Below are 15,110 nucleotides of genomic sequence, written 5' to 3'. Positions count from 1 at the left end.
ATTCCACAAGAGTGATCAGGTCTGAGTGAAGCTAAGGCATTAAATATTTCGCGTAAAAATCAAGGGAAGCTTAAGCGTTGGGAGTAGGAGAGCGACCCGCGAGCGAAGAACTTTGTTCGAGCGGCTCGGGTCGCGATGGGAGAAGCTTGCCGTAGATTTTAAGTGAAATATTTGGAGCCTTGAATTTTTGCTTCTTTTGTTTCAAGACAAAAGAAGAAGAACTCTTTGTCTTATTTAAATATTCTTTTTAAAGAAGAAATTTGACCGTAATCGGTTATTCTAAATTCATCTTAATTAGAAATTCTCCATCGGTTTGATTATTTTTACGGTCAAATATTTTTTTCATGTCACAACAGAAACGACTTTTCCTGCTCGATGCCTACGCGCTGATATTCCGTGGTTATTATGCCTTTATCAAAAATCCACGGATCAATTCCAAAGGGATGGATACCTCGGCAATCTTTGGGTTTACCAACTCGCTGCTGGACGTTATCAAGCGCGAAAAGCCCGACCATCTTGCGGTGGCATTCGACAAGGAAGGCAGTACCGTGCGTAATGAGCTTTATGGTGACTACAAAGCCAACCGGAGCGCTACACCGGAAGCGATACTTTTAGCGATACCGTATATCCACGATATACTCCGGGCGATGCACATTCCCATTATCGAGGAAGCGGGCTGTGAGGCCGACGACCTTATAGGCACCGTGGCAAAACAAGCCGAAAAACAAGGCTACCAGGTATTTATGGTGACACCAGATAAGGATTTTGCACAGCTGGTAAGCGAAAATATATTCATGTACCGTCCCGCAAGGCTGGGCAACGGCATCGAGATATGGGGCGTACCCGAAGTACTGGAACGCTTTGAGATCGAAAGGCCGGAACAGGTGATCGACTTCCTTGGGATGATGGGCGACGCTGTAGATAACATACCGGGTCTGCCGGGCGTTGGCGAAAAGACCGCCAAGAAATTCCTGAAAGACTATGGCTCTATGGAGAACCTGCTGGCCAATACCCACGAGCTGAAAGGCAAGATGCGCGAGAACATTGAAGCCAACAAGGAAAAAGGCATCATGTCGAAAAAGCTGGCGACCATTATAACCGATTGCAATGTCACTTTCAACGAAACCGACTACGAGCTGACGAAACCCGACACCGAGAAGGTAGAAGCAATTTTCAACGAACTGGAATTTCGCCGTATGGCAGAGCAGTTCCATAGGCTGTTTTCGCACGGGGAAGAATTCGATACCATTGCCACAACAGGCTATTCGCCAACAAAAACAATTACAAGCGGGGAACAGCAATTCTCATTGTTTGACGAAGGTGCCGCCGACCCGAATGCAGAACTCGCTCCGAGCTTTTATGAAACGCTGGATACGACCGACCACCATTACCAACTGATACAGGGCAACATGGCCATCAGCCTGCTGCTACGCGATATGATGAAGCAACAGGTTGTGAGCTTTGACACCGAGACAACGGATATCTGTGCCCTTACAGCAGAGTTGGTCGGGCTGTCTTTTTCGTGGGAAAAAGGAAAAGGCTTTTATGTTCCCGTTCCTGCCGACCGTGCTGAAGCCCAGGAGATCGTTGATAAGTTCATCCCGTTCTTTGAGGATGAGAACATAGAGAAAGTAGGCCAGAACCTTAAATACGACCTGGAGATACTTGCCAACTACGGTATTACTGTAAAGGGGAAATTCTTCGATACGATGTTGGCGCACTACCTTATCAACCCTGATATGCGCCACGGCATGGATATTCTTGCCGAAACATATCTTAGGTATTCACCGATGCCTATCGAGGCGCTTATCGGCAAAAAAGGAAAAGGCCAGAAAACGATGCGTGATGTGGACGTAGAGCTTGTAAAAGAATATGCGGTAGAAGATGCCGACATAACATTACAACTGAAAGAAGTGTTCGCACCAAAACTGGAACAGACAGGCACACGAAAGCTTTTTGACGAAATAGAAGTTCCGCTGATGCCTGTACTGGCAAGCATGGAGCAGGAGGGCATCAACCTTGACGTGCCTTACCTTAAGGAGCTTTCGGCAGAACTGGCAAGCGACATTAAAACACTGGAACAAAAAATATACGAGAACGCAGGTGAGAAATTCAACCTTGGTTCGCCGAAACAGCTGGGCGAGATATTGTTCGACAAGCTGAAAATAGGTGGCGTAAAGCAAAAGAAAACCAAGACAGGGCAATATGCCACCGGCGAAGATGTGCTGTCATTCCTGGCGCTCACCAATCCGTTTGTGCAGGACATACTCGACTGGAGGCAGCTGGTAAAGCTCCAGAATACTTATGTGGAAGCACTGCCGCTTCAGGTAAAACCGAAGACAGGCCGTGTGCATACCGATTACATGCAGGCCGTGGCAGCTACAGGTCGCTTAAGTTCCAACAACCCCAACCTGCAAAACATCCCGATCCGTACCGAAAGGGGGAGGCAGATACGCAAGGCATTCATTGCCCGCGATGCCGACCACACGATACTTTCTGCCGACTACTCGCAGATAGAGCTGCGCATCATAGCCGCACTAAGTGGCGACCCCGAAATGGTGAAAGCATTCCAAAATAAAGAGGATATCCATGCTTCTACCGCAGCCAAGGTGTTTAATGTGGCTTTAGAAGAAGTGACCCGCGAGCAGCGAAGCCATGCCAAAACGGTAAACTTTGGTATTGTGTACGGTGTTTCGGCATTCGGGTTGAGCAACCAGACATCGTTGAGCCGTTCCGAATCGAAAGACCTGATCGATGCCTACTATCAAACCTACCCGACACTGAAGCGCTATATAAATGACCAGGTGGAAATCGCGCGCGCGCAGGGTTATGTACAGACCATATCCGGCCGCAGGCGCTACCTGAAGGACATCAACTCCCAAAACCAGGTGGTACGTGGTGCCGCAGAGCGAAATGCCGTGAACGCCCCGATACAGGGCAGCGCCGCCGATATTATAAAGATTGCGATGATCAACATCCATAAGCGCCTGGTGAACGAGAACTGGAAAAGCAAAATGCTGCTGCAGGTGCACGATGAACTTGTGTTCGATGTGCATAACAGCGAGCTGAAACGCATCAGGCCGATGATAAAAGAAGAGATGGAAAACGCCTTTAAACTGGATGTACCTTTGGAAGTAGATATGGGCGAAGGTCGCAACTGGCTGGAGGCACATTAAATCCGTTTGTCATTCTGACGAAGGAAGAATCTCAATTACTACAGAGATTCTTCCTTCGTCAGAATGACAAGCATCACATAACATTTTCAAAGCACCTGCGTTATAATATCCTAACCAAATAATCATGAAGAACTTTTTTTTATCCTTATTTGTTTTAGCGATCACGCTTCCTGCATTGGCACAAAGTGAGGCTAAATACCGCAAGATCGATAGCCTGATGGTGTATTTCAACAGGAATGATAAGATCATGGGCGCGCTGACTATCCGTGAGAAGGGCAAAGTCGTTTTTGAAAAAGCCTATGACTTTGCCGATATCAACGCCAAAGCAAAAGCTACACCGGATACGAAATACAAAATAGGGGCGGTGACCGAAATATTTACCGCAGCCATTATCTTCCAGTTGATCGAGGAAAAGAAACTCACGCTCGACACGAAGCTATCAGAGTTTTTCCCCAAGATTAAGAATGCCGAAATTATCACCATTGCCGATATGCTGGGCCATAAAAGCGGAATCTATAATTATACCGACGACCCTGCTTTTAAAGAGGCGCAAACAAAACTGCAAAACCGGAAGCAGATGCTCGACAGGATAATGGCAAAAGAACCCGCGTTCGAACCGGGCACAAAAGCAGAGGTAAGCAATTCCAATTACCTGTTGCTGGGGTACATCATACAGGACATCACTAAAAAGACCTATAAAGAAAATGTAACTGCGCGCGTCATTAAAAAGGCAGGGTTAAAAAACACGTACTACTTTACTAAGATCAACTCCAGGAAAAACGAGGCGTATTCCTACGCTTACGCAGACGGGCAATGGGATAAACAAGACGAATGGCACGAATCTGCTATAGGTGGGTCCGGCGGGCTGCAGTCTACGGCAAGCGACCTGACACTGTTTGCAAAGGCGCTTTTTGATGGCAAGATCATAACAAAAGCATCATTGAATGAAATGACGAAAATGGATATGGGCATTGGGCGCGGGGTATTCCATTTTTCGTTTGCGGAACGTAAATTCGTAGGCCACAACGGTAATTTAGAGGGATTTTCCACAGTGCTTGGCTATAACCCAAAGGAAGACCTCGCCATATCGCTCACACTGAATGGAGTAAACACCGATGTCAATGCGTTGGTGATGGGCATCCTGAGCTGCTATTATAAGCTGCCGTACCGCTTCCCGGATTTTACATCGGTAGCTGTGGACGATAGCGTACTGAAACGCTATGAGGGCATTTATACTGCGCCTTCGCTGCCTTATAAAGTAAAGATAATTGCCCGCGAAGGGAAACTGGTAGCTATTGCGCTGGAACCTGGACAGGGGTCTTTCGAACTGAATCCCCTAAGCGAAAATGAGTTTAACTTTGATCCTGCCGACCTGCGTATGATATTCAGCGAAAAAGGCTTTACACTCAAGCAGGGCGGGAAGGTAACGGAGTTTACAAAGGAGAAATAGAATCAATTTTTTCCATTTCAACCGCATGGAGAAATCTCATAGTCTGGATACTATAACAAGAAGGGCCGCCAATTCTATTCTGGCAGCCCTTTTTATGTATATAGCATTGATTACTTTTTCGTCGCCGTGAATTTCCCATTCGGCTGGTGCAGTGTCAGTTCTTTTATCTTTCCGTTATCCCCGGGGATAAACTCCACCTTAAACCCGTCAAGCGTCGCGATCACGTACATGGTTGTTGAAGTCGCTTTCAGTTCATAATCCGGCTGTCCCGGTACGAACAGGTACAGCTTACCGCTCTTTACATACACCTTTATCGTCATCCCTGATATTTCATAATCACCGGTATACTGGTTTACTATTTCATCGGCTACCGCTACTTCTTTCGGGGTGCGCTTAAATTCGATTGGGTGGTCAAGCGATGGTTCGGCTTTGAGCTTCACGCCTGATATATCACCGGCATCATTAGTTATAAAGTTCATGAACATGCCCTCCGTATCTTCCGATGTATCGATACCATGTTTTGCATCAGAAGGCGCAAATACATCATAATGCTTATGCTTCAGGAAGAAACGTGTCTGCTGAAATTCTGCAAACAGCGAATCGTTTTTCCTTACTATTTCAAAAGTACCGTACCCCGGGTTGGAGAACAGCCCTGTATAATCATCCAGTGGGTGCGAAGGCGTGTGGCTTCCCGTTTCTTCTTTTTGTCTTTCTTTGCCTTTTCTTCTGCTTCCTTCCCTTCTTTCAATTCCTTTACCAACATGGCGTTCCAGTCGGTCTTATCCGTGCCCAGCATCCTGTCGGCAATGGTATTCCTCACCAACGAAGGGATGCGCGAGCCATTCTGGTTGGCCAGTACCACGATCCCTATATTATCCGAAGGGAAAAATGCCACACTTGCCGTAAAGCCGTCAATGTTTCCGCCATGCTCCACCCTGTAGTGCCCTTTGTAGGATATGAGCATCCAACCGTAACCATAATTCGAAAAATAATTGCCGGGCAGTTCTTTAGAAGGCAGGCCACCGGCTATCACAGCATGCGAGCTAATGGCATCCGTTATATAATCTTCGGGCAAAATCGCTGTGTCCTTGAATTTCCCTTTGCCTATCCAGGTGATGAGCCAGTTGGCCATGTCATTCGCACTACTGTTGATGCTCCCCGCCGGCGCCATGGCTGCAATGTCGTAGTAATCCATTTTGCTTATCACATCGCCTTTTTTCAGCTCGTAGCCAAAGGCCGCGTTCGAAGCTGCTTTCATTTCAGCTATAGAAACGTTAGAACGTGTCATTCCCAATGGAACGAGAAAACGTTCCCTTATGTTGTCCTCCCAGCTTTTGCCGGTTATTTTTTCGGCAATAACGCCCTGCACGGTAAACATAAAGTTGTTATAATACCACTGCTGCCTTAGCCCGGTAAAGGGTTCCTGATACTTTATCCTCTGGATGATGCTGTCCCTGTTGTGGGTAGGGAAAAGGTACCACGAAAAGTCGTGACGGGGGATACCGGTGCGGTGGCTCATCAGGTCCTCGATGTTTACGTTGCCGTTGAGGTCGTTATTGTAAAACTGGAGTTCTGGTACATATTTAAGTGGGCTGTCGGTAAAAGTCAGTTTACCTTCTTTTCTTAAGGATCCAAGCAGGCCAGAAGTAAAGGCCTTGGTGCTGGACCCTATTGCAAAAAGCGTATTAGGGTCAACCGGGATTTTCTTTTCATAATCCCTGTAGCCAAACCCGGCACTGTAGATTACTTTATCGTTTTCTACTATCGCCACAGCAAACCCCGGCGCTTTTGATGTTGCTAATAATGCGTTCAGGTCCTTTTCAATGCCTTTGAGGCGCTTGTCTTTTTGGGCATACGCCGAAATGGCAAACGCTAAAAGGAGCGATAAGATGTAATGTTTTTTCATGGTTGGTTGGTTTATTGGTTATGATGATGACAAACATGATAATAACACACCCCTAACCCCTCTCAAGAGGGGAACAGCTTCACTCATACCGATTAAACGAACCTTTTTAGAGTTTGAGTAAGCACGTCTGAGTGTTCCCCTCTTGAGAGGGGCTAGGGGTGTGTCTACTGCTATATATGAACTTTCTGAATGTTTTATATTTATTTTAGGGGCCTATTCATTCTCCCTCTTAAACCTCGCGAACATCCCGTTCGCTTTATTAAATGCGGCTTTCGAGGCATTAAAGAACTCCATGTCATTATTCTCTTCCATGATGATTAGCAACGTCCTGTAGGCTTCTATCGAACCGATGATATCCCTTGCAAGGATGTTCTGGTCGGCTACCGGGAGCGACTTATAGTACAAGAGTGTTTCTGTGTATTTGCCTATAAGTTTTGTCAGCAGTTCCCGTGCTTCTTTCTTGTGGCCTGTTTTATAATACGATCCCGCAAATGGCTCCGAAATGAAATAGTAGCCAAAATAGTCGATCGGCATGTTCTTCATGGCAAGGTCGACCACCTTATAGGCTTTGTCAAGCTTTCCTTCTTTTATGAGGGCATCACTGAGGCGGGCCAGGTTCTTACGGAAACTAATGCTGTTCTTTTGTGTCTGCGGATCGTGGTATATACCGGTGTCGCCGCCATTGCCCCAGTCCCATTTCATTACGATATTATACATATCGTCTGCATCAATGTAGCCCATGTCCAGCGGGCTGCCGTCCTTAGGTATCGGAGTTTTCACAGGCACGAGCTTGTATACCATGCCTTCCAGCTGAAGGTAATCTTTCAGCCAGGCATAGTCTTCGTCGTCAAACCTTCCCCCGGCAAAATAGATCGGGCGTTTCCAGTTATTAGTGCGGATGATATCGAGCATGATCAGGTTGTGCTTGTATATCGCCTCTTGCGGCAGCGTAATCTCCATGTTTTGCACAATAGAGTCATAGCGCTGTGGCGAAACTACCTTGTTCTTAACGATAAGTTCTTTGTCAACAGGGATGCGCAGTTTATTGATAGGGTAGAAGTTCACCATGTGTCCATTGCTCAACGGCACTTTTGCCCTTTCATCATCAAGGGTCACGAATCTCATAAAATCGTTGATGTTCATCGTCGAATCCTTCGTTTTGCCAAGCGGATTAAAAAACAGGAAGTCCCTTGTACCGTCGACATACTGCTCATGCGTCAGCGATATCGGCACGGGTTCCGAATCGTACGCCTGGCGCTTCATCTGGTCAATGTACCAGTCGGTAGGCAGCAGGGTAGAGCACACAATTCGCACATCGGTACGAAAGCCTTCCACCTCCTGTGCATACCATAGCGGAAAGGTATCGTTATCACCTACGGTAAACAGTATCGCGTTGGGCTCGCAGGAGTCCAGGTAATCTTTCGCCATGGACAATGCCGTATAGCGCCCTGAGCGGTCATGGTCGTCCCAGTTCTGTACCGCCATAAGCATGGGTGCGGCAAGCAGGGTCACGCCAAGAACGGCAGGTATCGCGATTTTCGGTTGCACATATTTTTTAATGCCGTCATAAATGGCATATACTCCAAAAGCAATCCACATAGCAAAAACGTAGTAGGAGCCAACGAGCACATAATCCCTTTCGCGGACCTCAAACGGCCTTTCGTTGAGAAATATCTTCAGGGCTATACCCATAAAAAGGAAGAGTACCAGCAGGACATAAAAGCTCTTCAGGTCTTTGCGGGCATGGTACACCGCACCGATCACACCAAGGATAAAAGGAAGGAAGAAATAAGTATTCCGCCCCTTGTTGTTCTTCATGTCGGTCGTCAGGGCATCCTGTGGGCCAAGCCTCATTTCATCCAGGAACGTGATGCCGCTTATCCAATTGCCGTTCTGGTTATCCATTTCGCCCTGCACATCGTTCTGGCGGCCCGTAAAGTTCCACATCAGGTAGCGCCAGTACATATAACCGAACTGGTATTCGAACATAAATGCCATATTGTCGCCAAAAGAAGGTTTCTCAACAATAAGGTACTGTTTGTAGGCTTTCAGGAACTTGTGGTATTCTTCATTGCCGATGTCGCCTTGTGCATACGCCTTCCTGAAATCGGCAACGATACCCTCGAACTCGCCTTTTATCTGGTTGATGGCAGCCATTGCCTGAGCGTCGTCCATTTGTTCGACGTCAATGCCGTATTGCCGTAGGTCGTCGCTATAATCGTATGCCGGATTGATCCTGAATTTCGGCGGACCCGAAAATTCCATATAATTTGCCGCATGGTCGGTACTGGTCATCCTCGGAAGGACAGCGCTATGGCTTTGGTCAGGGTTTTGCTTCGCGTTCTTATAGTTATTTACAATAACATATTTATTGGTCTTATAATCGCGTTCATAGTTAGGCGTACCGTCTATATACGGGTTTTTCTCATCCAGACCGCTATAGGTTTCGGTATAAAGCGGCCCGTAGAATGTTTTCTGCTCACCATATTGCTCGCGGTTGTAATAGGCCAGTACCTCGGCAGCATCCGATGGTTTGTTCTCGTTCAGCACCACGTTAGCATTGGCTCTTATAGGCAGCATGATCCAGGTAGAAAAGCCTATGAGGATGAAAAGAAGGCAAAGGATAAGGGTATTAGCAAGCGGCAATCCTTTCTTTTTTGTATAGCTAAGGCCAAAGTAAAAGAAGGCCGCTATAACAACGAACAGGAAGATAGTCCCCGAATTGAAAGGCAGCCCCATACTATTGACCATAAATATCTCCGTCTTCCCGAAAAGCGCCAGTGTATAAGGCAGCAGGAATTTGAATACGAAGAAAAGCACTGCCACCATAATGATATTGGCAATGATAAAGTTCTTTAGGGTTATCGTTTTGTAATTCTTAAAATAATAAATAAGCCCGATAGATGGGATGGTAAGCAATGCCAGGAAATGCACACCGAAGGAAAGCCCGATCAGCAGCGATACAATGAGCCCCCATTTGTTGCCGCGTGGGGTATTCATCTCTTCGCCCCATTTTAGCCCGGCCCAAAAGAGGATGGCGATAAACAGGGAAGCCATGGCATATACCTCGGCTTCGGTGCCATTAAACCAAAAGCTGTCTGAAAACAGGAACGCAAGGCTCCCGATGGCGGCGCTGCCCAGTACCATGATGGCATTGTTCCGATTAAACCCGGTAAAGCTTGACACCATATTTTTCAGTAAGATGGTAAGCGACCAAAACATAAACAATATGGTAAAAGCACTCGAGAACACAGATACCATATTAACCATAAGTGCAATCTTGCTGGTATCGCCAAAAGCAAACATCGAGAAAAAGGCGCCTGCCATCTGGAAGAGCGGTGCGCCGGGCGGGTGGCCCACCTCGAGCTTGGCGGCTGTGGCTATATACTCGCCGCAATCCCAAAAGCTAAGTGTGCGCTCTACGGTAGCGCTGTAAATGCTAAGGGCGACTGTAAATAGCGACCAGCCTATAGCGGTATTCCATTTCCTGAAGTTAAAGTTTGTCATGTAGATTCAATAGGTTGATTGTCTTACAAAGGAATAATTTTTTGCGATAAAAAACGATGCGGCGAAAAGAATAATGTAAATACGATGGTAAAAATTTGTTTTTCATATAATTTACTGAGCAATACCTTTTTTAGTATGTTTGTAAGAAAACCAAATATGAAAAAATTACTTATCCTTATTTTATTTGGAGGAAATCTTTGCCTCTTTGCGCAGGCTCCATCTGTCGTGTGGGAACACTCCTACGACTGGCCTTACAGCAATGTGTGTTATAATGCTGCCAGCACTGCAGATGGCGGCTTTATAATGGTAGGCAATGCCTATACAGATATTTCCGGAGCACCCTTGGCGAACGCAGATATGAACTTTTTATATCATTAAGGTTAATGGTTCAGGTGCTTTGCAATGGACACAGATTTACGGCGGTTCCGGTTTAGATTTAGCACAGAACGCAATGCAGGCACCGGATGGCGGCTATATAGTTTGCGGCATAACCTATTCTGCTGATGGCGATGTCGTTGGTGGCAGTGGCTATGCTGATTACTGGGTGATCAAATTAGATGCTTCAGGGACAATGGAGTGGCAAAAGGTTTTGGGCGGCGGCGCGGAGGACGACTCCTACACGGTTGCCTTCACAAACGATGGCGGCTATATCGTAGGAGGCCAGACACTGTCGGTCGATGGCGATGTTACAGGTCTTCACGGCAACGGTAATTTTCCCGATGCGTGGGTATTGAAACTGACCGCTGCAGGACAAATAGAATGGCAGAAGGCATTTGGCGGATCATTTAGCGAAGGTATACTAAACATTATCCAGACAACCGATGGAGGATATATTTTTACAGGAGCCGCTTTTTCCTCAAACGGTGACGTTACCTCGAATCATGGTGAAGAGGATATATGGGTGGTCAAGATCAGCGCTTCAGGGAATCTTGAATGGCAGAAGGCATTAGGTGGTTCACAATATGACATTCCCGGGAGGGTGATCGAAGTCGATGGTGGCTACATGGTATCGGGAAGTACCAATTCGAACAACGGGCAAATCACATCTAATCATGGCGGTTATGATTACTGGCTGATCAAGCTTGATCCATCAGGCAATTTGCTTTGGCAAAAAACGTACGGGGGTTCGGCTGATGACTATTGCAATGGGCTGTCAGCAATTGATGGCGGGTATCTGCTTTCAGGAAGCAGCACATCTGCTGATGGCGATATTTCTGCTGCTCTTGGAGGCTCAGACTGTTGGATTGTGCGGGTGGATGAAGAAGGCACGATGCTATGGGATAAATCGGTTGGTACCTCCGGCTGGGAAAGCGCCGTGAATGCATATGAGGTGGCAGACGGCTTTATGATAGCGGGGCAGGGGTCTTTTTTTCAGGAATTAGGCAGTGATTATTATGTGGTCAAGCTGGGGCAGGAAGAGCTGGGGGTTGCCGAAATGCATAAAACAGTGTCGGTATATCCTAATCCTGTATCCTCCATCCTAAATATAAATTCAGATGAGACTATAAGCAATATCAGTATCTATGACATGCAGGGAAGATCAGTGCTTACTAAGATACAAACTGAAAATACTGCAAAGATCGATGTTTCCGGCCTGGTGCCGAATATTTACATAGTTGAGGCAATTACTCCTTCAGGAAAACAGGTTGCCAGGATAATTATTGAGTAATATTAACCCAATTGTTCTGCTGTGTTATCTTTTTACGCCGGATGTTAAATTCATTGTATTCTAAATAAGGATGTTATCATTTTTGGCGTAATTTATTTTCAATATTTTTTAGTAAAAATTTGCAATAAAAAAATTATATGTTACATTTGCACCCGCAAACAAGTTCTGTCAGTGCCTGTGAAAACAGGATAAACAGGGCAAAGTAGCTAAATTGACCCATGGTGTAATGGTAACACAGCTGATTTTGGTTCAGTCGTTCTAGGTTCGAGTCCTAGTGGGTCAACAAAAAAGCCTCTCAGAAATGGGAGGCTTTTTTGTTTACTATTGCGAAGGAGCCGCGAAGGATTTGGAGGATCAATACTAAAACGTAGCAATACCAAAAGTTGTGGGGATTGCCTTTTAGTATAAAGTTGGCAAACCTGTACGTTTATAACTTGTCACGCCCTGTCGGCACGTCTCGCTCCCTTTTCCTTGGGAGAGGGGTCGGGGGTAGGATTTTAAGAGTCTTATTACAAACAAAAACCCCAAAGGATGTTAAGTCTTTGGGGTTTGCAGAGCTACTTTATAGTTCTTTTATAAGATCATATCCTGAACGTGATTACCGGGCGTACCGAATGGTTTACAAGGTCTTCGCTGATGCTTCCGTTAAAGAAGTGGGAAAGCCCGTGCCTTCCGTGTGTAGACATTCCTATAAGGTCGGCATTTACGCTGTTGGCAAAATGCAGTATCCCTTTTTCTACATTCACATCATTATAAACATGTGAGGTGTATCCGTTGTCTATGCTGAATTTCGAAGCAAAGTCGTGCATCCTCTTTTCGGCAGCGTGTGTCGATTTGAAATCGCTTGGTGTATTAATCAGTACCAGGTGCATGTGTACTCCGAAGCTGTTGGCGAAATAAACTGCTTTTTCAAATGGTTTTTTAATTTCGTCTGAGAAGTCCGAAGCGAACACGAATTTCTGCGGGTTGAACTCGCCTTCTTCTTTTTTGATGACCAAAACCGGTACGTCAGACGTCCTTACCACTTTCTCGGTGTTGGAGCCGATGAACATTTCGTGGAAGCCGCTAGCACCATGGGAGCCCATCACTATAAGGTCGATATCATGTTTTTTACTGTGTGTTATAATGCCATCAAATGCTTTTTCGAACTGTATCGCCTCAACCACCGTGATGCCTTCAAGGTAGGGCTGGCTAAGTATCTCTTCAAAGCGCTCACGCGTCTTTTGCATAAAGAACATAACTTCCGGCAGGGCCGAACTGGTGCCTACTGCGTTGCTTTCGCCAATCCCGTCGCTTGCGAGGTGAGGCAGCTCCAGCATGTGTAAAATGTATATTTCGCCGTTATTTTTACGTGCAATTTGAGCAGCTACTTTCAGGGCATATTCGGCGTGGTCTGAGAAATCGGTAGGTACTAGGATTTTTTTCATGGTTTGTAAAATGTAATTGTTGTAATGTAAAATTTAACAGGAATTTGGTTGGAAAATTAAGACAATAAAGGTAAGCATAAATTTTACATTACCCAATGATTTTCAAGATTTATGCAATGATTTTAAAGATATAAAAAAAAGTAGTATATTTGCACGGTTATTTAATAAATACTAAATAATGAGGGGACAGGAGTCCCCTCTTTTTATACAGATATGACATTTAAGGAAAAAGTGGCCGCATTGCTGGAAAAGGCCCTTGAAGAGCGGCCTTCGCTGTTTTTAATAGACTTTTCCATTACCGGGGCAAACAAGATCATGGTAACGCTTGATGGCGATAATGGGGTAAACCTCCAGGACTGCATCGATGTGAGCAGGGCCATAGAGCACAATCTCGACAGGGAAGAAGAAGATTTTTCGCTGGAGGTGGCTTCGGCCGGGGCAACAAGCCCGCTTACCAACCCAAGGCAGTACAAAAAGAATATTGGAAGGATACTTAACGTAAAAACTGCTGATAAAGAAATTGAAGCAGACCTTACCGATGCGAATGAAGAATTTATTGTCCTCGAGTGGACCGCCCGCGAACCCAAACAAATAGGGAAAGGGAAAGAAACCGTACAAAAAAGGGAAGAAATACCTTATCAGGACATCAAACAGGCAGTTGTTGTAATAAAATTTTAAAAAAATAGAAAGTTGGCATGGAAAATCTCGCATTAATCGATTCGTTTTCAGAGTTTAAAGATGATAAGCTTATAGATCGCGTTACGCTGATGGCGATACTGGAAGATGTATTCAGGAATGCACTGAAGAAGAAATATGGATCAGATGATAACTTTGATATTATCATCAACCCTGACAAAGGGGATATGGAGATATGGAGGAACCGTGTGGTGGTTGCCGACGGCGAAGTAGAAGACCCTAACCAGGAGATTTCACTTAGCGAAGCGAGAAGGATAGAGCCCGACTTTGAAGTGGGTGAGGATGTTTCGGAAGAAGTGAAGCTTATCCAGTTGGGCCGCAGGGCGATACTGGCGCTGCGCCAAAATCTTATTTCGAAGATACACGAGCACGATAATACCAACCTGTATAAGCAATTTAAAGACCTTACAGGCGATATTTATACAGCAGAAGTACACCATGTAAGGCCAAAAGCCGTAATTTTGGTGGATGATGAAGGCAACGAGATCGTTTTGCCGAAAGAAAAGCAGATACCGTCTGACTTTTTCAGGAAGGGTGACAACGTGCGCGGCATCATCGAAAGCGTAGAGCTGAAAGGCAACAAGCCGATGATCATTATGTCGCGTACATCAGAGCTGTTCCTTGAGAAATTGTTCGAGCAGGAGATACCGGAAGTTTTCGACGGCCTGATCACCGTGAAAAAAGTGGTAAGGATTCCGGGTGAAAAAGCAAAAGTAGCGGTAGATTCTTATGATGACAGGATAGACCCGGTTGGGGCCTGTGTGGGGATGAAAGGTTCCCGTATCCATGGTATCGTCCGCGAACTCGGCAATGAGAACATCGACGTGATCAATTATACGACAAACACGCAATTATACATATCAAGGGCATTGAGCCCGGCAAAAGTATCATCTATAAAGATAGATGAAACGAATCACAGGGCAGAGGTGTTCCTTAAGCTGGAAGAGGTTTCCAAAGCGATAGGAAGGGGCGGCCACAACATCAAGCTGGCAGGTTTGCTTACAGGCTACGAGCTTGACGTTATCCGCGAAGGGACCGCTGCTGAGGATGAGGACGTTGAATTAACAGAGTTCTCTGATGAGATCGAAGCATGGATCATTGCCGAGTTTGCAAAGATCGGCCTCGATACCGCAAGGAGCGTACTAAAGCAGGATGTTGCTGATCTTGTTAGAAGGACCGACCTTGAAGAGGAGACCATACTTGATGTGATGCGGATATTGAAAGAAGAATTTGAGGATTAGTCCGGTTTAACACACAGCACAACACAACAAAGAAGATA

At 45.8% G+C, this 15,110-nt stretch carries 10 protein-coding genes and 1 tRNA gene; 7 read left to right on the top strand and 4 right to left on the bottom strand.

All coding sequences use genetic code 11. The features are described 5' to 3' along the window. Positions 1 to 344 precede the first annotated feature (344 nt). On the top strand, positions 345 to 3,176 hold the full coding sequence (gene polA, locus HYN59_RS02215) for a DNA polymerase I (protein WP_108776706.1): 2,832 nt from the start codon (positions 345 to 347) through the stop codon (positions 3,174 to 3,176). A gap of 124 nt (positions 3,177 to 3,300) precedes the next feature. After that, positions 3,301 to 4,626, top strand: a complete 1,326-nt coding sequence (locus HYN59_RS02210; RefSeq protein WP_108776705.1) for a serine hydrolase domain-containing protein — start codon at positions 3,301 to 3,303, stop codon at positions 4,624 to 4,626. A gap of 110 nt (positions 4,627 to 4,736) precedes the next feature. Here the strand turns inward: HYN59_RS02210 and HYN59_RS18230 are convergent, their stop codons facing one another. The 3 genes from HYN59_RS18230 to HYN59_RS02200 form a co-directional block, all read right to left on the bottom strand. After that, a complete protein-coding gene (locus HYN59_RS18230; RefSeq protein ID WP_245895699.1) occupies positions 4,737 to 5,276 on the bottom strand; it encodes a DUF3471 domain-containing protein in 540 nt (179 codons plus the stop codon). Next, a complete protein-coding gene (locus HYN59_RS02205; protein ID WP_245895645.1) occupies positions 5,240 to 6,532 on the bottom strand; it encodes a serine hydrolase domain-containing protein in 1,293 nt (430 codons plus the stop codon). The genes HYN59_RS18230 and HYN59_RS02205 overlap by 37 nt, the downstream gene beginning before the upstream one ends. A gap of 213 nt (positions 6,533 to 6,745) precedes the next feature. Beyond that, a complete protein-coding gene (locus tag HYN59_RS02200; protein ID WP_108776704.1) occupies positions 6,746 to 10,039 on the bottom strand; it encodes a glycosyltransferase family 117 protein in 3,294 nt (1,097 codons plus the stop codon). Between the two features lie 156 nt (positions 10,040 to 10,195). Here HYN59_RS02200 and HYN59_RS02195 point away from each other — a divergent pair, with 156 nt between their 5' ends. From HYN59_RS02195 to HYN59_RS02185, 3 genes are all read left to right on the top strand, one after another. Next, positions 10,196 to 10,417 carry a hypothetical protein gene (locus HYN59_RS02195; RefSeq protein WP_146185844.1) on the top strand — a complete coding sequence of 74 codons (222 nt, stop codon included), beginning with the start codon at positions 10,196 to 10,198 and terminating at the stop codon, positions 10,415 to 10,417. 73 nt (positions 10,418 to 10,490) lie between these two features. Next, complete coding sequence (locus HYN59_RS02190) at positions 10,491 to 11,708, top strand: T9SS type A sorting domain-containing protein (RefSeq protein ID WP_108776702.1); 1,218 nt, start codon at positions 10,491 to 10,493, stop codon at positions 11,706 to 11,708. A 212-nt stretch (positions 11,709 to 11,920) separates the two neighbouring features. Beyond that, a tRNA-Gln gene (locus HYN59_RS02185) sits at positions 11,921 to 11,991 on the top strand. A 298-nt stretch (positions 11,992 to 12,289) separates the two neighbouring features. On the opposite strand, the gene HYN59_RS02180 is transcribed toward HYN59_RS02185, so the two are convergent. Then, entirely contained in the window at positions 12,290 to 13,135 is an 846-nt protein-coding gene (locus tag HYN59_RS02180) for a universal stress protein (protein ID WP_108776701.1), read from the bottom strand. Positions 13,136 to 13,348: 213 nt separating this feature from the next. Between HYN59_RS02180 and rimP the strand changes: the two genes are divergently transcribed. After that, positions 13,349 to 13,813 (top strand): ribosome assembly cofactor RimP, encoded by a 465-nt coding sequence (rimP, locus tag HYN59_RS02175; protein WP_108776700.1) that lies wholly within the window; start codon positions 13,349 to 13,351, stop codon positions 13,811 to 13,813. A gap of 17 nt (positions 13,814 to 13,830) precedes the next feature. Further along, positions 13,831 to 15,072 carry a transcription termination factor NusA gene (nusA, locus tag HYN59_RS02170; protein ID WP_108776699.1) on the top strand — a complete coding sequence of 414 codons (1,242 nt, stop codon included), beginning with the start codon at positions 13,831 to 13,833 and terminating at the stop codon, positions 15,070 to 15,072. The last annotated feature ends 38 nt before the right edge of the window (positions 15,073 to 15,110 follow it).

Origin of the sequence: Flavobacterium album, from assembly GCF_003096035.1 — a bacterium.
Classification (GTDB): domain Bacteria; phylum Bacteroidota; class Bacteroidia; order Flavobacteriales; family Flavobacteriaceae; genus Flavobacterium; species Flavobacterium album.
This window is presented reverse-complemented; position numbering and strand designations above follow the sequence as displayed.

What these genes read in the sequence shown, in the direction of transcription:
- polA (WP_108776706.1), top strand. Translation starts at nt 345, where the DNA reads ATGTCACAACAGAAACGACTTTTCCTGCTCGATGCCTACGCGCTGATA.
- HYN59_RS02210 (WP_108776705.1), top strand. Translation starts at nt 3,301, where the DNA reads ATGAAGAACTTTTTTTTATCCTTATTTGTTTTAGCGATCACGCTTCCT.
- HYN59_RS02205 (WP_245895645.1), bottom strand. Translation starts at nt 6,532, where the DNA reads ATGAAAAAACATTACATCTTATCGCTCCTTTTAGCGTTTGCCATTTCG.
- HYN59_RS02200 (WP_108776704.1), bottom strand. Translation starts at nt 10,039, where the DNA reads ATGACAAACTTTAACTTCAGGAAATGGAATACCGCTATAGGCTGGTCG.
- HYN59_RS02195 (WP_146185844.1), top strand. Translation starts at nt 10,196, where the DNA reads ATGAAAAAATTACTTATCCTTATTTTATTTGGAGGAAATCTTTGCCTC.
- HYN59_RS02190 (WP_108776702.1), top strand. Translation starts at nt 10,491, where the DNA reads ATGCAGGCACCGGATGGCGGCTATATAGTTTGCGGCATAACCTATTCT.
- HYN59_RS02180 (WP_108776701.1), bottom strand. Translation starts at nt 13,135, where the DNA reads ATGAAAAAAATCCTAGTACCTACCGATTTCTCAGACCACGCCGAATAT.
- rimP (WP_108776700.1), top strand. Translation starts at nt 13,349, where the DNA reads ATGACATTTAAGGAAAAAGTGGCCGCATTGCTGGAAAAGGCCCTTGAA.
- nusA (WP_108776699.1), top strand. Translation starts at nt 13,831, where the DNA reads ATGGAAAATCTCGCATTAATCGATTCGTTTTCAGAGTTTAAAGATGAT.